Here is a 24,196-nt window from a genome sequence, read left to right as displayed (position 1 = left end):
GATGCTGGTAATGTTTTCGATGTATAAACTATGGTAGAGGTTGATATGAAGGCTAAGAAACTTGCAGGCATCCGTCTGATTAACTACATAAACGATGGCGTTACTTGGCAGACGCACAAGGACCTCATCCTTGATTTTTGGATCATGAACAAGTGTCATGATTATGGTTTCAATCCTATACAGTTCAATGGCATGTCTCGTGTGGTGGAATTGCCTACACAGGCGCAGCAGGCATATACCGACTGGTTTGGTAAGTATGATTTCCAGAACGAAGATAAGGACTGGATTGAATTTGTTGATGGTACGTTGAATCTGTTCTACCACACAAATGATCCGCAGGAAGAGGCGGACAACGAATGGTACATCGACATGATGCAGTCTGAATTGGAGGCCCGATCTATTTGCGAAACTCAAGTGTATCATGGATTGCCTAATATCAATGCATTCTGGAAGGTTGATACCAACTCGAAAACTGAAGAAGTGGGTGGCCGACGTAATGGGTACATCTATACCAATAAGCTGTCCGAGATCAACCCGGCGGATACAAAGGGGTATTACTGGGGTGTCGTTTTTCAATGCCCGGAAACGGTAAGCCTTGGATTCTCTGATAATGGTGTGGCAAAACGTAAGTGTATTAACTGGGCCGCCAATACTGAACATATGACATTGGTCCGAATTAATGCGGATGGACGCTTGAAAATTGTACCGATTCATGTAGAAGGTAAGTCATGGAAGGCGGACCGTTGGATTCCTGAAGGTAATGTAGCGCAGCAGGCCATGGCGCCCAGTGCATTGCATAAGTATATCAACGAGAACTTTGACAGTCTGTTTGGTATATGGGACCGCATTGACGCCGCTGTCAAGAATGTTCGTGAAGAAACCAACGCACGTATTACTGCGTTGAATACCATGAATGATGAAGAAATAAAGGTGTCCAAGGTTATTGGCGATATCGATAAGTTCATCAAGGACGGTAATGTGTCCGAGCAGCGCCGTGAATACAACGAGACCGTGCGTAAGGCTATCATGAAGAAGATTAAGACTCGTGATAAGGAAACCCGTAAGGAAGTGCGTGATATTGTTAAGGCAGAAAAGCGCAAGGAAAATGCCAAACACGCAAAGTTCCGAATGTTCAATGGATAATGAAAACGCCCCGGTATTCCGGGGCTTTTTGTTATAGTTGATCGATTAGATCATTTTCAAGTTCGTCTAGCGGGACTCCGTCGGACTGTAACATGTCGTCAGACGGAGGTAGTAACGAATCGTCAGGAGGTAGTAACGAATCGTCATCCGATACGTCGGTATGGATTGCTTTACTTAGACTAGGATCTTCTTTGGGAAGCGAAAAGTCTAGTGCATCGGCAGCTACGCTTGCGATTGCAGAGTCAAGATTTTGTGTATCCCTCTTGGACAGACCATTTGTATCTTGCTCAATACCCATCTTGTCACTGAGGCCAATTATTTTGTCTCCCGGGACAGCGTCTTGCTGGTTGTTTGTTACCCTTTTAAGGATGTCTGTCGTGTCTTTGGATGACATCTGCGGGTGTTCGGCGCCGGGGATCATTTGTTCAGCCGTACCTAGTTCTGGGCCGGGCATCACGGTGTCAGCACCTTCGAAAATGGTTGTGTACATGCTGGATACAGCTTCTACTATGGTTGGGTTTCTTTTTGCGATCTCTTCTAATAGTTCTGACAATTCGATATTCATAAAGCTTCCTGTATATGCCCATTGACAGTTTATAAAAAATTTGCTAACATATTGCTGTGGCCGGTGTTGGCCAGAACGAACAGGTATCAATTATGAGCGAAAAACTGAAATTGGAATTTACTGGTTCCTTGACAAAGAATGCCACTACAAATGTTAAGGGCAATGTCATTAAGAAGGGTGCCATCAAGATGATGGATACCTACGAAATTTGCCAGATGGTACAGGAATTGTCTAAGTGGGCCGGTGATACCGCTGCGCTTGGCCGCCTTGCAGATTGCGTTAGTAATGTAGCCGATGATAATCCGTGGACAAGTCTTCCGGTGTCTTTGCTGGATTATGACCTGTATTTCACTGTTGATTTCGGGTCTGACGAAAACTATAACCAGACTGGCATGAAGTTCGACATGCGCCTGACCTCTTTGAAGATCAGCAAGAAAACCATCAAGGTCAAGGATGAAATGTTTGGATCGTCTAAGCAGGTCGTGCTGCAGTGTGTGCTGAACTATGACAAGGCTATGGAAGATTCCGACATTACGTTGGAAACCAGCTTCTTGGGATACACTGAAAACGATCCCCGTACTGGTAAGAAGATCGTTAAACCGTTTAACGTTTCAATGGAACTGCGTGATAGATTCACTATCGGTTCTGAACCGGAATCGTCGATTGATTAAATAAATCTGCGAATATACGGATCGGCACAGATGATGGCAGCGGAGAGCTTCTTCGTTGCCTTTTTGCGTACACGGACACGTTTCTTGGGTGTCGGACGATGTGTTTGTGCTGATTCTTCGGCAGCGACTACGACAGTAGTGGTACTGACGTTTTCAACTGGCGTTTCTTCCTTGGCAGATTTTGATGCGATGACAACGGGTTCATCCAGCATGGTGTCTACCATCTCCTGTGTAGTTTTATTCTTGCTCATGCAAATAGTTTATATATTCTTGTTTGTTTTTTGCAAAATGGTATAATTTCTATGCTAGTTAATTAACTAGGAGATCATATATCATGATTACATGTATTATTGTTGTTGCGGTTCTCGCCGCTATTGTCGCTGCAGTGTATGCTGTCGCTAAGGTTGTAAAGAAGTCTGATGCATTTGAAATCGACGTATGTCCTGAACAGACGGCATGCGAACCCGATGCTGGTGCGCATACTATTGTCATGGGCGATCCGGCACCCGTGGTTGCCCCGGAAAATACTGCCGTTGCCGTTGAACCTGTTGCTGTTGAACCTGCTGCTGTTGAACCTGTTGTCGAAAATGTCGCTCCTGCTGCTGAAGTATCCACTGGTGCTGACTTGGAAACGGTTGACCTTGATCAGCCGGCTACCCCGAAGCCAAGAAAGACCCGTAAGGTCGCCGTCAAGGTAAAGGATAAGTCGACCAAGGTTGCTAATACTAAGACTAAGACTACTAAGCAGGCAAAGACTAGCAAGGTTGTTGCTGAAAAGAAGGCTAAGGACACGAAAAAGTCGGCCGCTAAAAAAGCAGAAACCACTACTAAGCGTGGATCGAAATCTAAGAAGTAGGTTAAACCTGTTTAGATGAATGTGCCCCCGGAAGGGGGTAATCAGCCGTAAACAATATTTTACACAATAATGTACCATTTTACCTTATTTTGATGATACATCTACGAGAAATAATATATAAACTATATGTATAATTAGAATACTGGTACTATTCTGATGATTGAGTTTTGATGGTCTTATGACCACCTATCCTATTTAGAATGTACCAGATTCTGAATAGGATTTTTTAATATGGAACAGCAGTGTGGCAGAAAGATAGAGCTACGGCTCACCAAGGAACAGGAACGGGTATGCATCCGCTCTTGTGCTGCCGCACGCAGGGCATACAACTGGAAACTTGCCCAGCAGAACGCTGCCTACGAGGAAGCCAAGAAGTTAGTCCCAGAAGGAACCAAACCCAAGTGCAAGCTAGGTACTCCGATAGACTGGCATAAGGAATGGGTACTTTACAAGAGGCTGGAAGGTAACGAATGGCTGCTTGAGCTTTCTAAGTGTTGCGGTCAGGAAGCCTTGCGAGACCTTGGCACTGCGTGGAAGAAGTTCTTCAGTAACAAGGGTAAGCACCCACGATTCCATAAGTTTGGCATCAATGACAGCTTCCGTGTGACTGGTTCAGTCTATATCGGAAGGGACTTTGTGCAGATTCCTACTCTAGGCAAGGTCAAGCTGAAAGAAAAAGATTATATCGCTATTCCAGACGGAGTGGATAAAGTGCCTTTGTCTATGGCTACCATATCTAGGACAGCAGATAGATGGTATGTATCGTTTGCCTATGTTACCGATATAGTCCCAGTTAACGAAACAATAGAAATCACGGATGATGAGTACGATATAGTTGGCGTAGACCTCGGCATCAAGGATTTAGCCATCACATCCTATGGTGAGGCCATACATAATCCTATTGCTTATAGAAAACACTTAACCCGTTTGAAAAGGCAACAACGCTCGGTAACTAGAAAAAGAAAAGGTGGCAAGAACCGCAAGAAGGCAGTTAAGCTACTTGCTAGGATTCATCGTAAGATAACTAATATCCGTGTTAATTCAGCCCACCAGTGTACTACGGAACTGACTCGGAAACTTGCACCAAAGGTGCTTGTCATCGAGACATTGAAGCCTAAGAATATGAGCCGTAACCGCAAGCTGGCTTCATCTATTCTGGATGCAAACTTTGGCAGAATTCATACTCAGTTGGAATACAAGTGCAGATGGCACAACATCCATCTAATCAAGGCGCCCCAGTTCTATGCAAGCAGTAAGTATTGTTCAAACTGTGGTTGCTACAAGAAAGAAGATTTGAAACTTACTACTCGTGAATGGACTTGCCCTCACTGTGGCTTCCATCACGATAGAGATGTAAATGCGGCCAGAAACTTACGTTTCTACGGCCTGTGGCTGTATGGCTTTGCTACACAGCAAACTGCGGCAAGATATGCCGTTGAAGCTTGCCCTTGCAGTGAATGCTGTAGGGAAGGTAGTGGTTCCGAACCACACCCCAAAGACTTGAGGTTACAGTTCTTTGAAACACAAGAACAGTGCAGGTCGTTGAAGCAGGAAATCACCCAATCATTGATAATAGATGACCCTATTGTGCAAAATGGTTGAAAATGATATAACGGCATTTTTTATTTATAGACCCATGTAATTCTGCCACGTTCTAGGTCGTATGGGCTGATCTCAACTAGAACTGAGTCGTCACGATGTACCTGTATATTGTGCTTTACCATCTGGCCGCATACACGGGCCTGCACATGATGTCCAGATTCGATCTGGATTTTAAAAAAGGCATTACCCATTTCCTCGATAATAACGCCCCTGACACTTATGCCTTGCTCTTTAGCCATTCTGATCCTTCATTAAAGATGCGATGTGATCTTCGATAAATACGTATTCATGGTTGATGCTCACTGTTTTACCGTCAATAACTGCGAATACGAGGGCGCCGTTCCTGTTGCGGAATATTTCATAGGAATTCCTGTCATGGCTCATTTTGATCGTGATGACGTAATCCTGATATTCATATCCCGGCTTGTTTGTTTGCTTGCCGACGTCTATTGACTTTGTGTATTTGACAAGCTTTGGGACAGCCTTGCTCAGTAATAATCTGAAGGCTTCTTGGTCAGAATTGAGGATCAACGACCCATGAATGTCTAGGCGTTTCGTATTCATGATAAAGAGTTTATAAACTGTTGCGAAAAAGTTTAAAAAATGTTTGTAAAATGTGTATGTGCAGCTTGAATTTTGTTTTTAAAAATTCTATATTAGCGCATAACATGCCATGGTAGGCGCTAAATGAAAACTTTCGAAGAGGATATCAGCACTAAGCAATTAATTGAAGAAACAGTTAAGTACAAGATTCTTGGACGTGCTGCCGAAGAAGCTTGTTTTAAGGAATACCACTTGACTAAGAATCCGGCCCGCAAGGAAGAGCTGATGACCAGCATCCTTAAATCAAACCTCAGATTTGTTCTGAAGTTGGCCAAGGACTATAAGAAGAATACCGGGATGCCGATAAACGATTTCTTTGCCGAGGGTAAGCTTGGGTTGATTGAAGCATTTCATAAGTATGATCATACTATTGGTGTGAAGTTTGGGTCATTTGCTGTGTGGGAGATCCGTCGCCACATGGACCTGATTGTCCAGAATAGCGATATGGTGCATGTTCCGGTTCGCATGCGAAAACGTGTGCTGAAGGCTAAGAAGCATGGCGAAAGCCTTGATGGGGTGTCGTATGCCGATCTTGCTGAAAATGCCGTGTCGATGCCAATGTCGCTTGACCAGCCAGTGAATTCATCTGATACATCCGACAAGTCGTCAACTCTTAGTGATGTAGTACCGTCGTCAGAACGTACTGATGCGAATCATGAACAGGAATTGCTTCAAAACAGCATTTTTTCACTGATGCAGTCTACATTAAGCCCAGAAGAGAATAATTTATTACGCAGAATATATGGGTTTGACGGATACGAAGAATCCGCTGCCGAGATTGCCGACGAACGTGGTATTAGTACCGAGTTAATCAGGCGTGCAAAAAATGCCGCATTGGCTAAACTGCGCAAGCGACCGGAATTCGCCGAACTACGAAATTCATTGGAGTGATATGTGGGAATTTTCGGGAATTTGCTTGGGAAACTTTTCGGCACGTCACATAATGATGATGAAACACCGGAAGTTGTCAAACTAGAAGGAAGACGAAAAATGGATAATTCAGATACTTTGATCTTTACTGGCCAGCCTGATTACACATCGACTATTATGGATGGAACTGAAAACGGGTCTAAAATTTCCCCAGCGGCTATTGCGGCTATGCAGCAGGAGACCGCACGTATTTCGGCGGCCAACCCTATTGACGGACAGATTAACGTGAAGCGTGGCCGTGGTGTCGGCAATATGCCTCAGCAGATGCCGCCGCAACCGCCTAGACCGCAACAACAGCCGTTTAATCCGCAGATGCCGCCACCGCCGGCGCAACAGGCGCCACAGCAGTATTACCCGCCGCAGCAACAATATTACCCGCAGCCTCAGCAACCTCCTATTGCTCCGGCGCAGAATATTCCGATTTCAGGTGATTCGCAATCTGAGTTTTATCTGGACGAACCGTTTTCTGAATTGGTGCTGACTAATAATGAATGCCATGTCATTGTAGACTTGCCGGGCGTAAAAAAGAACGATGTTAGTATCAGTCTTACGCCGGAAAACGACGTGAAGATCGTGTATACACGAAATACATATAGCGATAGTATCAAGGGGATGGTCAAGGGTTCGAAGGGTAAACGCCCTAAAATTGAATCACAGATCAACATCCCAGACTATCTTCTCGGAAAGCACGAAGTGTCGTATCACATTCCCCGTGCTGTGGATGAATCTAAGATTACATGCTCGTTCGAATACGGACAGGTTCATGTAGTGCTTGGACTGAGGGTGGCGGTTGAGGGAGTCACCATCAGTATTGCTTAAATACCTCAAAGAGGCATAAAAGAGGCATAAAAAGAGGCCACCCAGCAATGGGTGGCCTTTTGATATTCATTGACCTATTTACGTTTTCCGCCGCCGCAGTTGCAACCTTTCTTTACGGTGCCTAGAACTTTACGGACGACGCTACCGACCTTGTATGCGATTTTCAGGCCGGCCGTTTTATATTCTGACGGAAGCATCCACATATAGTCCTTGATGACCGGGAAATCCTTTGCCATCGCATCTATCGCAGCGACGCCTTGGAAGGACTTGCCGCTTGCGGTGATGTATTCAAAGTCGGATGCCTGACCATCGCTGGACTGGTACTCGACCTTTGGACCATTGGTCTCTGTCTTGGAAATCTTGTTTTTTACAAGACGCATGTATTCCGAACAGACCGGACAACTACTATCATATATAATTTTAGGTAATGCCATATTAGAACTCCAGCATAGAGCTTCCCCATGGTGCAACATGCTTGCCGCCATTATTCTTTACAGTAACACTCTGCTGCTGTGCGCTGATTGACCCGTCGTCATTGTATGATACCATGACTGGCGTAGATACTGTTGTGTCTTGGTCGGCAAATGGGGTCTCGATACCTGAAATTATATCAAGTAGATCGGAAAGTTTACGGATATCAACATGTTCCTGAGGCTTATCCTGCTGTCCATACTGTGCCATTTCCTGTGCCTGCTTCATTGGAGTTTCACCGTCAAAGCCAGACTTACATGCGCAGAGGTCGTTTTCACACGCATTATCATTGAATGCGATGACATCATGAATCTGATCTTTGGAAATGTCGGACATCGGTGTCAGCTCATCAGATTCAAAAATGAATTTTGGCCAGCATCCATTTCCGCTATGGGCGTAATTGCTTTCGATCTTGGTCGGCATGCTTGCCTTGATGTAGCCGCCATCATTGCTTGTGATGTACATGATTACCGGTTTGCCGTTGGCACAATGCTTTGGAGCGGCGAATGTTCCCGGTTGCAGAAGTGCTTCAGGGCCGTCGACACATGATTCAAATCGGTGCATACCCTGTTTCATTGCTGATCCAACACCGCTCAGGAAACATTCTTCCACGGATTCGGCCGTATCATTCTTTTCGAAAATTGCAGGTGCGGTGGATTTAGTATCACCCATCTTAATTTCGGTGGTATTTTTACCCGGGGTGCCGGAGCTACCTACGTGCTTGGGCTGTTTCTCGTCATCGGTCTTCTCGTCGTCAGCGTCTGCCTTGGATTCCTTCTTGCCTTGACCTTCAATGACGGCCACAAAGCACGGGTCTCCCTTGACGTATGGTGAATTGTCCATGACGCCATCGATAATGACGGCGCCAAGATCCGGGTCAGATGCTTCCATTTCAATGGATTCCATTTCGATGGAACGGGTCAACTGTTTCAATTGTTCGAGTTCGTTAAACATGTGCGCTCTCACTATAAATTTACCTGTAGTTTATATGTTAGCGTTGGTTTTCGAATCCAGATGTTTTCTCTAATGCTCCCATTGCAGCTTGTTCTGCCTTTGCATAGTCGTCGTTCATGAATTCGATTGCCGCATTCTCTGCATCGCCATTGTCGGCAGACGCAAATGCCAGCTCTAGACCATCCATGAACCGCATTTCCTTCTGTTCACCTTCAAAGAATTCTGATGCCATGTAGTAGATGGCCCAGTATAGTGCCGTCACATTGTCGTCATGGTTGCCGCCGCTACCACCCCATTTATTTACCGTCAATTGGGTAAATGACATTAGTTCGGTAATGGTAGCCTCATCATGCAGCTTTAGATAGAAACGCTGCACATATAGCTTTAATAGCATAACGGCTGTCTGCTTGATCGCATTTGTCGCCCATAGACCGTGTAACTTGTTATCGTAGTTTACAATATTCTCGTAATCTAACTGGTTGAACATGATTCCGTATGTTCGTGAACCCGGACCGTTGAATTCGATTGTTAACGGTGGGTTTCCGTATAGTTTCAGTATTTTGTATGCAAGTGAACAGAAGTCTTCGATGGTCACTGTATTAGATGACATTACGAATACTTGCTCAGCGTCAAGACTGTGCTTGGCTAATAGAATCTGAAGAACATGATAGTCTTTTCGGATACCGTAGCCACTGTCGATTGATGCAACGTAAACCCACTTGTTAACCTCCATCTTCTGCTTGTTTTCTGGACGCTTAAACATTCTGACCATATAGTCTTTGGGAATGTTCGGGATTGCGATAGGCTTGGATGCCTTGAGTTTCTGGAGGATTTTATAGTCGATAAGTGTGACTGCAGAACCCACAAATTCGCATTCATATTCCTGTCGGAATTTCTGTTCGCCGATACGGGCCATTTCGTCTACACCCCATTGCTGGTCACGACCCGGAACCTCGCTCCACAGAACTGTGGACTTGACATACTTGGACATGAGGTCGTGGTAGGAAGCGGTACTTTCTTCGACGGCATCTTCCCACATTCGGTAGAAGTGGTTAAGGCCGGCGGGAGTTTGCCTACCAGTTATACCATTGTAAATGACCGAGTGAGCCCACTGCTCGCCGCCGTAATTGTCGTCATTTAGCGAGAAATCGAATACATCGTTTTCGCTATCTGTAAGTTTGGTAATTGGGGCCCACACAAAATCGGGTTCTGCGTTCTGGAACACTGGCTCCGCATCGATAATGTCTTGTGGTAATTGAGCCTTTATGTCAAGAATAAGTTTCCTGCTTAAATGCTGTTGACCTTTTCCACGCCATCCGTCGGTTAATTTGATCATGTCCTTAGTTAGCACGTTCGTTTTTTTAAGACGTCTGATTTCCTGTGCCGAGAACGGTATAATATCGTAATGGGCCGGGTTATCTCGTGTTGCCTGTAGTACATACTCTCGGGCTGGTTTACCGCCAATATCGTGAGAATATTTATCATCCATAGCCGACAGTATACCGAAGTTCAATAGAAGCATGCGGAGCTGCTTAATCAGCTTGTGCGATGTGGATGTGTAGGAAATACGCTTACGTGTCGCCGTTGTGCAACCATTGCCATCCATCATGCCTTGAATCATGGCTGCCGTGCATTCTTTGCTCATACGCATTAAGCGTGGGGGTATTTCCTTTTGGGTTGCTGGCAATTTGGTATTGAACCCAACGAACTTAAATAGGTCTACTATATCGGCGCTTGCAATCTGATATTGGAATTGGTCACGCTTATAATTTGTCAGGTTCATTTTGCGTAACAAAGTAGATATGTCATCATCGATCGTTAAGCATAACGTTTGATCCTTAATATCTCCTGCTGAAATATATAATCCAAACAGATATGCCAAGTCAGGTGTTATTGCGTTTATGCTTAATCCGTCATGATGTTGGGTATAGTTGATTTCATCATTACCCCAGCAATTCATTCCATACCGTACCATCAAGTAGTCGCCTAGCTTCAGTTCATGCGCACGCATGTATTTGTATTCACCATCACGGCAAACCCAGAACTTGTGCATTAGCGAGCATTCAATGCTTGAATATTGGGTTTCCACAACCTTCGTCGCCTTATGGCCGTCATTATGCATGATGTGGCCACGATTCATTCCATAACGGCCCAGAACCTGATAATCCGGTACCTCGTAACCAAGGCGGCGGCCATCGTCAATAATGAAGTCGTCAACGGTTTTGATGCCGTCTGGTGTGAATACCATTGTATCTTTAGTGACACAGCTTGTGATGATCACACGGGTTTTCTTACCTGATGAAATGGCCGGGAATACTGATGCCATGAATTCATCGGCCATGCCTGAACGTAGGAATGCGAATTCGTCCAGATATAGCAGGTTGGGGGAGAAACCACGGATACCGTCAGGTGACGACGCCGCCACGATTATACGGGTATTGTTTGAAAACTGGATGGACATTTTGTTCCATAGCTTGACACCGGGCTGCAGCCAGTACGGGAGTGCAACATACGAGTCACGCAGTAGCTGTAGCTGTTCCTTAGCTAGAGAAAGTTTGTTTGCGAGCATTGCTACCAGCTGGTCACTATGGTACATGGCATGCCAAAGTATGAACCCACGAACGATTGTCGACTTACCGACCTGACGACTCCATCGGTTGATGTTAAAACGGTATTTTAGGAAACGCTTGATAGCTTCATTCTGGAATGGCCATGTCTTGAATAGCTGCATTCCGTTATCCTTCGTGTTGATATACACATATGTATTGATGAAGTAGATAGGGTCTTCAGAACATCTCTTGATCTCAGCCAGTTGCCATGGCTGGTACTTGACGCTCTCTTTAGCGTCACGGAGATTGTGAATTCCGTTAAATGACATCGTAAATCCTTGTTTTCTTTGTGGTAAAGTTTATCCTTTGTTGAAAATTAGGCCATTTTTGCTATATTTTTATGCATTGAACCATATAAACAGGTGCGGCTATGGGCGATTTTTTGATTATCACTGCCTTTTTAAATAAAGGAAATATGTTTAGGTCACGCAATATTATGGCTGTGATTGACAATTTTATGGTTCGGTTTCCTGACGCCGATTTGTGCGTCGCAGAACAGAATCCAACTGACGACATATTCGGCGAGATTAGATCGAAATATGGCGAACGCTTTATTCATATCCCAGTGGCGATCACTGGTGATTTTTGCAAACCGAAGCTATTGAATGCAGCCGTGCGATCTAATCCGGACTATAAGGCTTATGTGATGGGCGACGCAGATTCATACCTTGATGACGCTTGTATCGAGTATATTCGTAACAACTGGAACAAGGGCTCCTTGGTGTTTCCGTATTCGGAGGCCATCTACTTGAAAGAGGTTGATACCCGCCGTGTGGTCATCGGACAGCCATTGACACCGGGTCCTAAGGACCATGGTGTGCATGTTACCAGACAGACTGGGCTTTGCAATGTATTTACAAAGGCCACGTTTGACGCCATTGGTGGGTTTGATGAAGACTTTAATAATTGGGGCGCCGAGGACGATGCATTCTTGGTAAAATGCCAGCGGCTTGTTGGTCCGATATTACGAAATACAGATCGTGGAACTGTATACCATTTGTTTCACCCGGTGGTAAATACAATGCAGTATATTAAGTCTAGCGTTTATGTCGAGAATAGACGCCGTTGTGCATGTATTCGACGAATGACCGACGATGATCTGCATGATTACGTTGCTGGAAATGTATCGTTGAAATCTCTAATTACAAAGTACGACCGTCTCGGTCGTCTAAGTGTCCAATTGGAATGGCATTGTACCAATGAGCATTACCTGACGATTGATACTACCATTTATGACATTGACCGCAGTGGTGAAATGACGTTTACCAAGATATTGGATGAAGTCCTGAAAGAAGATGGCCCCGAATATGTGGTCGAGTTTATTGACGGAATTTTTAAGCCGATTTCTGATTTGTCTATCGCCCAATTGGAAGAAATAAATGCCTACCGGGAGAAAGCATGCTCTTTAGCAAAGATGTCTTTGAAGCCGACGGATACTCAAAGTTCAATGCATTAAGTTTCACCTGCATGAAGTATATGCATGAGTGCCGGTTTTCCGATGGACCAACTGATGATATTGTTGTATGTCATGCCGGTGATGGCCGCATAATGAATACGAAGGATGCTAAGAGACAGATTTACGTCGTGCATGATTGGAATGATGCGTATCTTCCGTATTTGGAATCTGCCGTCCGTATAATATACCTTGGTAATTTCGATCACCCGGTTATACGTCGTCAGACTGTGACATTAAACAGTTATCCCATTGATCCGAGTGTGACACGGCTTCCTTTATGTGATGCGGATATTACTGTTGTCGGTGACGTTGTGGGTACGGATCAATGGGTTGATTGGGATTCAATCGATAAGGCCAAATCAATTCGTGTAGCTGTCGCCGATCCACTGGATTTACATATGTTTGCCGATTTCTTAAAGGATATGGGCTTCAGTATAGATGTTCCGGTCAATCGCAGCCTATTGTCGTTGACTACTGAAATCAGGTCCGCCCGAAATTTAATCCATCTTGGCCATGGGCGTCGTGGCATGATTCCGTCGCTTGCCATCTATTTAGGTGTCCCTATTACCGTTCAAACGGGTGATATTGGGTATGAGCCTGCATTGATTAATGATTTTTTGAATGCTATTGATATACGGTAGTTGACGAAAAGTGTTAAAAGTGTTATATTTTGTTCGAGGTTTGTATGAATCGTAATACACACGAAAAAATTATTGTTGTTTTGAAGACGCTGATGTTTGCTGCGTTTTTTCTGAATGTGATACGTGTATGTATCAAAACGTGGAAGTATGGTGGATCCACATCCAGAGTTGAGGTTTCGTTCGAAGGTGACGATGATATGCCAACTGAAGAAGGTGAGTTGTAATAGGGTAGCTGTATGATGAATGAATTTGAACCGGCCCAGCTTCTGCGTGATTTGGGTGATATGCTGTTGAAAATCGAAATTGACAGCGATATGTGGGTGGGTAGAACTGCTAAAGAAAAGCTGAACTATCTTAAACGTAAGGTATGTGGCGAAAACAGTGCAAAATATTTGAATGTTGGGTCTCGACTGCTGGAAAGTATTCTGGGTATTGTCAGGGCAAACACAAATAGTAGTGTTGTTCGTGGATATGTTAATGTTGTTGATACTGCGCTGAATCTTGCCAAGGCTAGTGTTGTGGTGAATAATACATTTATCGCACAGCGTTATGAGACTCATACTGATTTTGACGATCTGGCAAAATTTATGGGATACCGTGACGGCAATCATATCTGTGTGCGTCAGCTCGACGCTACACCGGAGATTTGCAAGAGTGTGGTAAGTATGACCAAGGCGGCTCAGGCGAAATATCATTTTACAATTACGAAAGTGGAAGCCCCGGCGGATGCCAAATCGAAGGATGCCCATCCTAATGTGACGTACATGTTAGCGAAGTTGAATGGCGCCGTAATTGGGTTGGAATTGACATATGTCCAATCTAAAAATCCGGCTGCCAATACTAATAATCAGAATGCCGGTGAATTTGCGTATATCAATGTAGCCACTAGCATGGGTGATTATCATAATGCCGATGTTCCTGAGGATACACTCGGGAGCGACATACTGACGATGGTGGAAAGCATTGTGTATTCCAATTACATCGATTCCGTCGATGTATCCAAAAACATCATCCGTATCGACGGTAGTTCTATTCACACTGAACCTCGTGTAGATGTGAATTTTGAGATCAAGAATATTGATCTTGAAGACATGGCGAAGACATGCCGTACGATTTTGAATGCTAAGAAGCGTCGTGGCTATATTTTGCAGGGTGATCCGGGCACAGGTAAGACCGTGTCTATTCATAAGCTGATCATGCAGTTCACTGACGTACCGGTTTTCTGGATTTCACCGGATGCCATTTCAGACACCATTAAGATGCGTAATGTGTTCAGGCTTCTTAATATGTTCCCGGGCAGTATCTTTGTGTTTGATGACATAGACGGCAATAATCTTGGCGAAAAAAGTAATCTTACTAGTACGTTCATCACATGTATTGATGCAACCAATTCAGCCAAATTCTCTGGGATCTTGATATTGACTATCAATGAACCACAACGACTCCATTCGACAATCAGGACTCGTGCTGAACGTATTGACGAAGTTATTCATGTATTGAATCCGAACAGTGTTGATCAGATTGCTGATATTGTACACCAGCGCTACATTCATCTTGGCAAGACGGCCCCCGATTGGGTAGATGTGGATAATGATGAGTTCAAGGCGGCTGCCGAAAAAATCATTTCGGCAAACTTTACTCATGCACATGTCGCATCGTTGATTAGCGATCTTGCCGATTTGTATTCTGACGGGTATGAATGCGCCGATTTTGCTCGTCTGATTGACAAGCGTATCAGTAGTATCAATAACGCAAAGATGGTGGCTGATTCGGATGGTCATATTACTACAGCGCCTGCCGAAAAAACGAATCGTGCCCGTGTGTTGTATAAGGTTTAGCCACTGATTTAAGATCTTTCGTCAAAAGGCAAACATGTCCTGATCTAGTATATCTAGGCCAGGATTTTTTGTTGTTTTGTTAGATAGATGTGTAATAAAAAAATAACAAAAAACTTTAAAATGTCGGTGACTGGGTAAAATTGCCGTTTTCACAATATATTGGGCATATTTGCGAACAATGACCGCCATATATTGTGAAAAATTTGTAAAAACCTTGGATTTTTTGTATTATTTTGCACATCGTTTTTCATAAACGTGAATCAGACTTTTCGACTAATTTAATATCGACTACATGAGTCAAAGTTAAAAAGAGGTTATATATGATTAAATCAGTTATAAAGCGTGATGACAGGCGACGTGCTTGGAATCCGACGAAGATTATTGGTGCCATAAAAAATGCGTTTGCTGCGTCGGGAGAATCCTATACGGAAGAACAGATTGATCATCTTGTTGAACGTGTTGAAGAAGAATGCGAAGCTATCTTGTTGGAACGTAAGAGAAAATCGATTCCTGTTGAAGATGTGCAGAATGTCGTTGAACAGATGTTGATGGCGCACACGTTTGGGAAGACTGCAAAGGAATTTATCCTCTACCGTCAGGAACGTACCCGTGTTCGTGAAACCAAGAATGAATTGAATAAGGTAATCAAGGAGATTGCCGCCGCTGACCTGAACTCGTCTAACCTCTTGCGTGACAACGGTAATGTCAATGGCGCTACCGTTGCCACGTCTTATGCAAAGGCTGGTGGCGAAGCGTGGAAACGCTACAATTTGATTAACCTTATCAAGCGTGAACATGCTGATGCGCACAAGTCCGGCGATATTCATATTCACGACCTTGACTATTATGCGCTGACCATGAACTGCCTGTTCATCCCACTTGCAAAGCTTCTTGAACGTGGTTTTGATACCGGTAATGGCTATATTCGTTCCCCTAACTCAATTGGCTCCGCTGCGGCACTTGGCAGCATTATCATTCAATCCAACCAGAATCAAATGTATGGTGGTCAGGCTTATGCGCATTTGGATGACGATCTGGCTGTTTATGTAGATCGCAGTTTCCGAAAGAACTTGGCATATGAAATTGAAGCCTATATTGACTATACTGGTGACAATAAGGCTATTGAGGCATTTAAGCTCATTTCGATTATCGGGGCTACCGTTACGATCGATGGCATGGAATACGATAATACCAAGGTGACTATGCCTGAATATGTTACCATGAACAGGTCCGCTAATCACATGTATCTTGGTGACTGGAATATTCCTAAGAAGGTTGTGAAACGAGCCATTGTTAAGACGGACAAGGATACTTATCAGGCTATGGAAGCATTGGTTCATAACCTGAACAGTTTGTTTAGCCGTAGTGGAAACCAGCTTCCGTTCTCGTCCATCAACTTTGGATTGAATACTACTAAGTGTGGCCGAATGGTTTCCCGTAATTTAATGCGAGCAACCGATGCTGGACTTGGCGATGGTTCCACCTGTATCTTCCCGATATCCATATTTAAGATGATGGCCGGTATCAGTGCAATTCCGGGTGATCCTAACTATGATCTGTGGAAGATGGCATGCCGTATCTGTGCAAAGCGTTTCTACCCAAATTTTGTTAGTGTGGATTCAACATTTAATCGTCCGTACGTTAAGTTTGACGAAACTCGTGTGTCTTTGGGGGTTGGCGAAACAATTTCATTGCAGAAGATTGCAAGCAATGATGTCGTTGACGTGACTATTGATGATCTTGCATCCAATATTGGAATTTACCATAATAAGTTTGAGTATGCTATTGACGGCAAGTATTATACCTTTGACCGTGTAGAAGGTTCTGATGTGGTGTTTAAGTGGTTGCGTCCTGAAACAGCCATCGCCTCAATGGGTTGCCGTACCCGTGTAATCGGCAATATTAATGGTCCTTCTCAGACCGATGGCCGTGGCAACCTGTGGTTCACTACGATTAACCTTCCTGCCATTGCTCTGCGTGCATCGAAGACCGATACGCCGATTGAATCGTTCTGGAAGGAACTTGATGAGAAGTTGGATATGTGCGCTGGCGTAATGATGGATCGTTACGAATTGATTGCAAATCGTAAGTACGAGAATTTCCCGTTCCTGATGCAGAATGGCGTCTATCTTACATCTGATGACGTTAAGCATGATACGCAGGATACCATTCGTGAAGTATTGAAGCAGGGTTCTAATTCAATTGGCTATATTGGCATTTATGAAGTTTGCCAGATCCTGCTGGACAAGACCTATGGAATTGATAAGGAAGCGTTTGACTTTGGCTTGTCCATCGTTAAGCATATCCGTGAATACACTGACCGCAAGGAAAAGGAAACCGGATTGAACTGGTCTACATTCGCAACGCCTGCTGAGAACGTATGCGGCCGTTTTGCTGAATTGGATAAGAAGAGATACGGTAACATCAAGAACATTACCGATAAGGGTTATTATACCAACAGCCATATGCTGCCGTTTGATATCGAAACGACTCTGGATAACAAGCTGGCTAATGAAGCTCCATTCCATGCATTGACCAACGCTGGCCACATCTTCTATTACAAGATCGAAGGTAATCCAGAATCTAACGTAGCCGCTGTTGAGGCAGCAATCCGTGCTATGTATGAAGCCAATCTGGGTTACTTTACCATCACTTTCGATCAGGATACCTGTCGTGAATGCGGTTTCCGTGGAATCATTGGTGCTACCTGCCCGCACTGTGGCGTGAAGGATGATGGCGAAAACATTCTCCGCATCCGTCGCATTACTGGCTATCTGGTTGGCCGCCCGGGTCAGTCGATCAAGAAGAGCTGGGGTGTCGGTAAGCAAAATGAACTGAAACGTCGCAAGAATATTTAAAAATCCGATCGATGTTGCTATATTTTAGACCCGGGGTTTCCCGGGTCTTTTTGTGTGAGGCGGTATGAACTATAGTGCAATTAAATTTGACGATACAGCAAATGGCGATGGTATCAGGGTAGCTTTCTGGGTTAGTGGCTGCCGCAATCACTGTAAGGGTTGTTTCAACCCCGAAACATGGAATTTTGACTACGGTCAGCCGTTTACCCATGAGACTATCGATGAAATTATTAAAGGGTGCGATAAGCCGTATATTGATGGGGTGACGATTCTTGGCGGCGAACCATTTGAAGTGGAAAATCAGGAAGCGATATCTGAATTCATTTATCAGTTTACCAAATATTTTTCCGATGATTTTGCATGTAAATGCAGAAAGACGATTTGGATATATACAGGCTATAAATTTGGTGACTTGACCGATGGCGGGTCACAACATACAATGTATACGGATTCCATACTATTCGCTGCCGACGTAATGGTCGTGGGCCCGTTCGTTGAATCATTGAAAGATCTGTCACTGAAATTCAGGGGTAGTTCTAATCAAAACATAATGGTGAAGAAAGACGGTACATTCCATGTCACAGAAGCTTAAACTCACTACCATAGACATGGAAAATGCTCTTACGCAGCGAAAGCAAAGTCCAGCATTTTTCCGTACGCATCCGGTTGTTGTAAACAAATGCGCTTGGATGTTTGGGCATGAGGCCGACTTGATTTCTGTGTCAGCAGCAAAGTATTGCACTGAGATCGAAATCAAGATTTCAACGTCCGATTTTTTGGCCGATTTTAAAAAGAAGGTTGGTCACGAATCTAAATACATTAAACAGTTCTATTATGCAGTCCCGTCCTATATGACTGATTATGTTCTTGAACGGCTTCCGGAAAATGCCGGCCTGATCGAAGTCACACCGATGAAGCCTGTAGGATATGTGCGTATCATTAAACAGGCGCCTATACATAAAGGCGCCACGAAGATTACCGATGATATGTTGTATAATCTGCAACGTCTTATGGCTATGCGGTATTGGACCCGTCAGTTCGCATTAAGGAAAAAGCTGTGGTACGATTATGTCGACTCGTTCCACAAAGCCGCTCGGAAACGTTAATCAAAATTGTGACCGAGTCAATAAAAAATACCCGGGAAATCCCGGGCTTTTTTTAATGTTCTAGAGCATATTTAATCGCTTGCAATAAATTGCCGACTGTGTTTCCTGTCGTAATATCGCAGTTAAGACTGTATGTCTTGGACAAGGATTTTTTCACTGTCTTTGTGATCAGTATGTTGAGTGAAGTATCATTTAGACGAATGGACACATTTATTGGCGACTTGGTAAATACAATCATGTACTTTGAGTCACATTCACGGGTGTAGCCTTGCTGGGTGAACGTCGTGTTCAAATCATGCCTGAACTGTTCGATTGTCTGGTTGGTTTCCGTGATTGCTGATTCCTTTGCTTTCATAAAGCTCAATGTCTGTGCACATACAATGGCTGTACTGGCATCCTTTAGCGTTATGGATTCCTTCTTGTCCCCAATGAAATTATAGTAGGTGATACGGACATTGATCTTCCCGCCCGGCAAGGAGAAGGTTACGTATACCTTGCCTTCCAACTTGATGTTCTTGTTGGTGAAATGAAGTTCAAGCGTACGCCCGGAACAGTCTACAGTTGTACCTAACGCCTGTTCTAGGCCGGCCTTGATGTCATTGATGTACTGGTCCAATGTTTGCTTTGTCATGATTAACCTACGTATGTTCTGATTTCTTGTGTTATTTTGATGATATTGTCTTTGATATTTGCGTCATTTACCAATTCGGCAAGCGAGTCAATTTTATCGCATAATTGCTGCAAGGTTTCCTGCTGACGCTTTAGGCCGGCTTGACGGGTCAAGTATAGCTGGTGCATTTCTTTGACGGTTTTAATGAACCGTGCTTGTGACGATAAATCGCATTTATACGGATTGTTACCGTTTATGGCGATATCAACACTAGGTATCGTACACTGGCCGTCCTTAACGGTATATTTTGCATCAAAAGTCCCGAAAAGTCCGCATGCGGCAATGAATTCGCCGTTGACCCTGCACTGTTTTGTACTTAACACAGCTAATAGCGTGGAATTGTCTGATATCCCAACCTCGGTATCGCTTTCAAAAGTAAAAGATAATGCAGCTGTCAATTCATTAACCAGATCCTGCTCAAATGTATTTGTTTCGTATATCATAGTCGTAAATTTGAATTACTTTCAGTAAATTAGTATTTTTTACCCATAATGTAATAGTTTTTCTAGTGGATACATCAGGTTTGTCCATGAAATGAATACAATAAATCACGTATAATGCACAAGGATTTTTACTATGCGTTCTAGGGATGAAATTAAAGAATTTTTGAAGGTCATGCGAAATATGGACATGAATATGATCGACCGTGCCATTGCTTTCGCAGAATTCGCACATGCCGGACAGTTAGACAAGGCCGGACAGGCCTATATACAGCACCCATGCCGAGTCGGGGAAAATACGGCTAAGCGCTATTGTGATGAAAATTTGACCGCTGCCGCATATATGCATGATGTGGTAGAAGATGGCAATTTTACTATCACCGACCTGAGTGCATTTTTCCCAAAAGTCGTATGGGCAACCGTAGAATTGCTTACACGTAAAAAAGCTGAAGACCGTTCGGTATATATCAATGATATCGGTAAAAATTTACTTGCCATTAAGGTAAAGCTGATTGACTTGGATGACAATATGAATTTAAACCGTCTTCCATATGTCACTGAAAAGGATTATGAACGACAAAGCCGATATATCGACGAATACAGATATTTAAATGAATGCCTGTACAAGTTTGAAGAAAAATTGACCAAGGATGAAATGGATTCAAATACATATGCAGACTTGTATATGTGATCGATTGTAAATTAAAAAGGCCCGCTTTTCAGCGGGTCTTTTTTATTTATGTTCGTCGGCAGGTTCTTGCGCTTTTTGCTGTTGTGCTACCTGTGATTGGTTTGCAAACATCTGTGCTTGCTTGTTCTTTGCAACCACGTTCTTCTGTGCGTTACTAAGCAAATCTGTGGCGACCTTTATGATGTTTTCCGAATTGATCGGAAGTTTCTTGTCGGATCTCCATTTTGCGACCAATTTTACGGCAAATGTGAGGATTTGCTGTTTTGATGGCTGGGTTTGCTGTTTCTGAAAATATGATCGCATTGTTTGCATGATCTTATTTGCGTCAGGTGAATTCACTAATTTCTTAAATGCGTCGTCGGCACTCATAGATTTTGGTTCGGCAGGGGTTCGGTCCTCCGTTGTTTGACTTTGGATGTCATCGGGGGTTTCTTGTGGTTCAGCCGGTTCTTGGGTCTGGTCCTGTTGCGGTTCTTTGACAGATTCATCTGGCTGGCCATCTGCCTCTGCCGGAGGTTCGGCCGAAGCGCCATCTTGTTCTTCCGTATCAGCATCTTGTGGATCGGGTGGTGCCGGAATTTCAGTAGATTCGGCGTTTTGTTCGCCGTCGTCGCCTTCAAATAACACCGCATTTCCGGCCATAACGGCTTCTAGCAATGGGTCATTTTTCACATTGGTGAATTCTGGAAATAAGTCTAGATGCATAAATTGTCCTCTAGTGATGCATACTCTGTGCGTTCATTCGTAAGTTTATAATAGCTGTGACATGTTAGTTAATCCTCAAATAATATAAACTACGGTAGAATATGACACCGTGGTATCCAGATGATTATAAAAACCAAAGTATTGACTACTACGAATAAACAGAACCTGACTAATGGTCAGGCCAAGAACGCCCGTGATAACATTAAGGCGCAAGGAAAGCTGATTACCGAAAATAACAGCAACGTATCGTTGACTGATAAATATGATGATGATGGCAATTATCTTGGACAGCTTATTGTTGCCACTGGTAGTGGTGGGGGGACTGGTGTCGGTGTGGACTTAAAAATTGACGCTGATGGACATGTGGCGGTTGACACTACAGGAACAAATCCGGGTGTGAATAGTTTTGTGACCGGCACGTTGACTAAGACAACCGGTAAAAATGCCGTTGCAATGGGTGAATCGACCTATGCTAGTGCAAAATCTCAGCTGGTATTTGGTGAGTTCAATATCAAGGATTCTGATAGTGGCGCCCAGCGAGGGACCTATGTTGAAATCGTAGGTAACGGTACTGATGATGAAAACCGTAGTAATATTCGTACTTTGGATTGGGACGGTAATCAGACCATTGCTGGCGACTTGTACTTTGCTTATAACGAAGATGAATCACCGGTGTCATTACGTACCTTGATCAAGACGTTGAACTCTGTTACATCGTTCATTCGTGTTGAGACATTGCCTGATGTTGGTGTAAAAAACGCAATATACTTGGTAAGGGATCCTGATGTCACTACTGGTGATGTGTACACTGAATGGGTGTATGTAAAGACAGAAGAATCATCTGAAGAAGAACCGGAATTTGAATGGATTCAAATCGGTGATACTACTATAGATACCACGGGTTTCTTCAAAACGGAGGATATTCAGGGAACATTTACCCCGTCTAGTAACAATCCACCAAGTTGTGCTGCGATCGCTGCGGTGTTAACCAATTTCATGCAGCAGTATTCTACAATGCCTGAAACAGCGTCGGCTGGAACCATAGTTGAGTATATTGGCGAGACCACTGATGACTATACGCTTGGCCATTTTTACCGATATGGTGACGACGGATGGGCTGAAATTGAATTAGGCAGAATTTACACGGAAGGTGAGGGTGTTTCAATTGGAACCGATAATAGTATTAATATTGCACTCACTGAAGACAGTGTATTGTCGTTTACCACCGATAACGAGCTTGATGACTCTGTATTGAAACCGTGGATTGGTACTAAAGCGGAGTTGGATGCGTTAAGTGCTGAAGAAATTGTCAAATATAAGATGTATTGCACAACGGATGAATAATGTCAGTAATTTTTTCACATAATGGGAATCCCCTCGCATTCAATGGTAAGGCCTTAGCAATGAAGGCCGTATCAGGGACGCTGTTTGAACAGGATGGCGATGAGTCTCCTAATCATGCTGTTATTACCGGTTCAGATAGACTACTAACACAGGTATTTACAGGCCACGAAAAGACTACAGGTATGCCATGTGATTTTTGTACTGGCAATACAATGGATTCATGCTTACAGCGTATAGACTATGAATTATTTGATGAGACTATATCATCGAATGTTGTACAGTTCACCGGATCACCATACACTAATCGTGTACAATTTGGATTGTCCAATAGCATTACTGAAGTGACCATGAGTGCGTGGGTGAATGTACAAGATGGTACCCTGACGTTTGTCACTGATGATGATGATGTCGGTGTGACCGTCGCTATTACCTCTGATAAGGTCACCCTAACAACGGCGGACCGCAGTGATCTGTATGATATTGGCGCCGGATGGCATAATTTGAAACTAGTGTCTGTCGATGGTATATTGAGCTGTTATCTGTATGATAAAAACGGAAACGCTATTATTGCTGCTAATATAGGTACAGAGCAGCCAAGCTTGGTTGGCGTCCAGTTCGAAAATTTGACAACTGGTATTTATTTGCATGATTTTGTTGTTTTGGATTGTGCAGATCACCTTTTTCATGATAAACCTTATGTTAACGACGACGGTTCGCTAAATAAATTTTAACGGAGAATACTATGGCTATTTACGAAAAACATGGCGAAGATCTTAAACGTGTTGCTATTGGTAAAGTCCAGCACGACACAACGCTTACCGGAGACGGTACCGCTGATGATCGTTTGGGCGTGAACCAGACCGACGTCGTTGCTGGTCCGGGTATTGATATCACCGAAAATATAGAATCTAACCAAGTATCAATTGGTATTGATTTGAGTGAAATGGAACCGGATGAACTTTATGCTATTGACAATACCGGAAAATGGACCGCTATCCCGGAGGCCGAATCGACCGACCTAGATGTCGGTACAGGCCTTAGCATTGATGATTCTGAAGATGATAAGATCATTATCGAAATCGATGAAACCGATATGGAAGATGGCAAGACTTACGGATACCAGCCAACCGAAGGATGGACTGAAATTCAGGAGTCTCCCGATCTAGATGTAGGTACTGGTCTTAGCATCGATGATTCCGAAGACGATAAGATTACCATCGAAAT

The 24,196-nt window shown here is 43.7% G+C and carries 27 protein-coding genes; 17 read left to right on the top strand and 10 right to left on the bottom strand.

The genetic code is table 11. The features are described from left to right. The first annotated feature begins 45 nt into the window (after window positions 1-45). Window positions 46-1,143, top strand: coding sequence for a hypothetical protein (locus tag MJZ25_03650; protein ID MCQ2123257.1), 1,098 nt, complete (start codon window positions 46-48; stop codon window positions 1,141-1,143). Between the two features lie 31 nt (window positions 1,144-1,174). Here the strand turns inward: MJZ25_03650 and MJZ25_03645 are convergent, their stop codons facing one another. Continuing rightward, a complete protein-coding gene (locus MJZ25_03645; protein MCQ2123256.1) occupies window positions 1,175-1,708 on the bottom strand; it encodes a hypothetical protein in 534 nt (177 codons plus the stop codon). Window positions 1,709-1,800: 92 nt separating this feature from the next. Between MJZ25_03645 and MJZ25_03640 the strand changes: the two genes are divergently transcribed. Then, window positions 1,801-2,379, top strand: coding sequence for a hypothetical protein (locus MJZ25_03640; GenBank protein MCQ2123255.1), 579 nt, complete (start codon window positions 1,801-1,803; stop codon window positions 2,377-2,379). Here MJZ25_03640 and MJZ25_03635 read toward each other — a convergent pair. Beyond that, window positions 2,376-2,630 carry a hypothetical protein gene (locus tag MJZ25_03635; GenBank protein MCQ2123254.1) on the bottom strand — a complete coding sequence of 85 codons (255 nt, stop codon included), beginning with the start codon at window positions 2,628-2,630 and terminating at the stop codon, window positions 2,376-2,378. The genes MJZ25_03640 and MJZ25_03635 overlap by 4 nt on opposite strands. An 83-nt stretch (window positions 2,631-2,713) precedes the next feature. Between MJZ25_03635 and MJZ25_03630 the strand changes: the two genes are divergently transcribed. Continuing rightward, on the top strand, window positions 2,714-3,235 hold the full coding sequence (locus MJZ25_03630) for a hypothetical protein (GenBank protein ID MCQ2123253.1): 522 nt from the start codon (window positions 2,714-2,716) through the stop codon (window positions 3,233-3,235). 231 nt (window positions 3,236-3,466) lie between these two features. After that, window positions 3,467-4,837 carry a transposase gene (locus MJZ25_03625; protein ID MCQ2123252.1) on the top strand — a complete coding sequence of 457 codons (1,371 nt, stop codon included), beginning with the start codon at window positions 3,467-3,469 and terminating at the stop codon, window positions 4,835-4,837. A 20-nt stretch (window positions 4,838-4,857) separates the two neighbouring features. Here the strand turns inward: MJZ25_03625 and infA are convergent, their stop codons facing one another. Next, window positions 4,858-5,076: a translation initiation factor IF-1 gene (gene infA, locus MJZ25_03620; GenBank protein MCQ2123251.1), complete on the bottom strand. Its 219-nt coding sequence runs from the start codon at window positions 5,074-5,076 to the stop codon at window positions 4,858-4,860. After that, complete coding sequence (locus tag MJZ25_03615; protein ID MCQ2123250.1) at window positions 5,069-5,401, bottom strand: hypothetical protein; 333 nt, start codon at window positions 5,399-5,401, stop codon at window positions 5,069-5,071. The genes infA and MJZ25_03615 overlap by 8 nt, the downstream gene beginning before the upstream one ends. Window positions 5,402-5,524: 123 nt before the next feature. Here MJZ25_03615 and MJZ25_03610 point away from each other — a divergent pair, with 123 nt between their 5' ends. Both MJZ25_03610 and MJZ25_03605 read left to right on the top strand, forming a co-directional pair. Continuing rightward, window positions 5,525-6,331, top strand: a complete 807-nt coding sequence (locus tag MJZ25_03610) for a sigma-70 family RNA polymerase sigma factor (protein MCQ2123249.1) — start codon at window positions 5,525-5,527, stop codon at window positions 6,329-6,331. Between the two features lie 3 nt (window positions 6,332-6,334). Further along, a complete protein-coding gene (locus tag MJZ25_03605) occupies window positions 6,335-7,189 on the top strand; it encodes an Hsp20/alpha crystallin family protein (protein ID MCQ2123248.1) in 855 nt (284 codons plus the stop codon). A gap of 74 nt (window positions 7,190-7,263) precedes the next feature. Here the strand turns inward: MJZ25_03605 and MJZ25_03600 are convergent, their stop codons facing one another. Genes MJZ25_03600 through MJZ25_03590 form a run of 3 tightly spaced genes read right to left on the bottom strand, consistent with a single transcriptional unit; the run spans window position 7,264 to window position 11,492 of the window. After that, window positions 7,264-7,623 (bottom strand): hypothetical protein, encoded by a 360-nt coding sequence (locus tag MJZ25_03600; protein MCQ2123247.1) that lies wholly within the window; start codon window positions 7,621-7,623, stop codon window positions 7,264-7,266. A 1-nt stretch (window position 7,624) separates the two neighbouring features. Beyond that, complete coding sequence (locus tag MJZ25_03595) at window positions 7,625-8,614, bottom strand: hypothetical protein (protein MCQ2123246.1); 990 nt, start codon at window positions 8,612-8,614, stop codon at window positions 7,625-7,627. Window positions 8,615-8,651: 37 nt separating this feature from the next. Beyond that, a complete protein-coding gene (locus MJZ25_03590) occupies window positions 8,652-11,492 on the bottom strand; it encodes a hypothetical protein (protein ID MCQ2123245.1) in 2,841 nt (946 codons plus the stop codon). Between the two features lie 344 nt (window positions 11,493-11,836). On the opposite strand from MJZ25_03590, the gene MJZ25_03585 reads away from it, so the two are divergent. The 7 genes from MJZ25_03585 to MJZ25_03555 all read left to right on the top strand — a co-directional run bounded on the left by MJZ25_03585 (window position 11,837) and on the right by MJZ25_03555 (window position 19,122). After that, entirely contained in the window at window positions 11,837-12,679 is an 843-nt protein-coding gene (locus tag MJZ25_03585; GenBank protein ID MCQ2123244.1) for a galactosyltransferase-related protein, read from the top strand. Further along, window positions 12,622-13,320, top strand: coding sequence for a hypothetical protein (locus tag MJZ25_03580; protein MCQ2123243.1), 699 nt, complete (start codon window positions 12,622-12,624; stop codon window positions 13,318-13,320). Before MJZ25_03585 ends, MJZ25_03580 begins: the two co-directional genes overlap by 58 nt. Window positions 13,321-13,364: 44 nt before the next feature. Further along, a complete protein-coding gene (locus MJZ25_03575; GenBank protein MCQ2123242.1) occupies window positions 13,365-13,544 on the top strand; it encodes a hypothetical protein in 180 nt (59 codons plus the stop codon). 12 nt (window positions 13,545-13,556) lie between these two features. Beyond that, window positions 13,557-15,158 carry an ATP-binding protein gene (locus MJZ25_03570; protein MCQ2123241.1) on the top strand — a complete coding sequence of 534 codons (1,602 nt, stop codon included), beginning with the start codon at window positions 13,557-13,559 and terminating at the stop codon, window positions 15,156-15,158. Between the two features lie 320 nt (window positions 15,159-15,478). Next, a complete protein-coding gene (locus MJZ25_03565) occupies window positions 15,479-18,016 on the top strand; it encodes an ATP cone domain-containing protein (protein ID MCQ2123240.1) in 2,538 nt (845 codons plus the stop codon). Window positions 18,017-18,080: 64 nt separating this feature from the next. Next, window positions 18,081-18,608, top strand: coding sequence for an anaerobic ribonucleoside-triphosphate reductase activating protein (gene nrdG, locus MJZ25_03560; protein ID MCQ2123239.1), 528 nt, complete (start codon window positions 18,081-18,083; stop codon window positions 18,606-18,608). A 16-nt stretch (window positions 18,609-18,624) separates the two neighbouring features. Further along, the gene (locus tag MJZ25_03555; protein MCQ2123238.1) at window positions 18,625-19,122 is read left to right on the top strand and encodes an MmcB family DNA repair protein; all 498 of its coding nucleotides are present in this window, start codon (window positions 18,625-18,627) and stop codon (window positions 19,120-19,122) included. Window positions 19,123-19,174: 52 nt separating this feature from the next. Here the strand turns inward: MJZ25_03555 and MJZ25_03550 are convergent, their stop codons facing one another. Next, window positions 19,175-19,753 carry a hypothetical protein gene (locus MJZ25_03550; GenBank protein ID MCQ2123237.1) on the bottom strand — a complete coding sequence of 193 codons (579 nt, stop codon included), beginning with the start codon at window positions 19,751-19,753 and terminating at the stop codon, window positions 19,175-19,177. Window positions 19,754-19,755: 2 nt separating this feature from the next. After that, window positions 19,756-20,235: a hypothetical protein gene (locus MJZ25_03545; protein ID MCQ2123236.1), complete on the bottom strand. Its 480-nt coding sequence runs from the start codon at window positions 20,233-20,235 to the stop codon at window positions 19,756-19,758. Between the two features lie 133 nt (window positions 20,236-20,368). On the opposite strand from MJZ25_03545, the gene MJZ25_03540 reads away from it, so the two are divergent. Further along, complete coding sequence (locus MJZ25_03540; GenBank protein ID MCQ2123235.1) at window positions 20,369-20,923, top strand: HD domain-containing protein; 555 nt, start codon at window positions 20,369-20,371, stop codon at window positions 20,921-20,923. A 42-nt stretch (window positions 20,924-20,965) separates the two neighbouring features. On the opposite strand, the gene MJZ25_03535 is transcribed toward MJZ25_03540, so the two are convergent. Further along, the gene (locus MJZ25_03535; protein MCQ2123234.1) at window positions 20,966-21,628 is read right to left on the bottom strand and encodes a hypothetical protein; all 663 of its coding nucleotides are present in this window, start codon (window positions 21,626-21,628) and stop codon (window positions 20,966-20,968) included. 120 nt (window positions 21,629-21,748) lie between these two features. On the opposite strand from MJZ25_03535, the gene MJZ25_03530 reads away from it, so the two are divergent. The 3 genes from MJZ25_03530 to MJZ25_03520 form a co-directional block, all read left to right on the top strand. Continuing rightward, window positions 21,749-22,972 (top strand): hypothetical protein, encoded by a 1,224-nt coding sequence (locus MJZ25_03530; GenBank protein ID MCQ2123233.1) that lies wholly within the window; start codon window positions 21,749-21,751, stop codon window positions 22,970-22,972. Next, entirely contained in the window at window positions 22,972-23,703 is a 732-nt protein-coding gene (locus MJZ25_03525; GenBank protein MCQ2123232.1) for a hypothetical protein, read from the top strand. The genes MJZ25_03530 and MJZ25_03525 overlap by 1 nt, the downstream gene beginning before the upstream one ends. An 11-nt stretch (window positions 23,704-23,714) precedes the next feature. Then, a partial coding sequence (locus tag MJZ25_03520; GenBank protein MCQ2123231.1) for a hypothetical protein occupies window positions 23,715-24,196 on the top strand: 482 nt, incomplete at its 3' end.

The organism is Fibrobacter sp. (assembly GCA_024399065.1).
Taxonomy (GTDB): Bacteria; Fibrobacterota; Fibrobacteria; order Fibrobacterales; family Fibrobacteraceae; genus Fibrobacter.
Note: the sequence above shows the minus strand (reverse complement) of the source record. Positions and strands in the feature narration are given on the sequence as shown.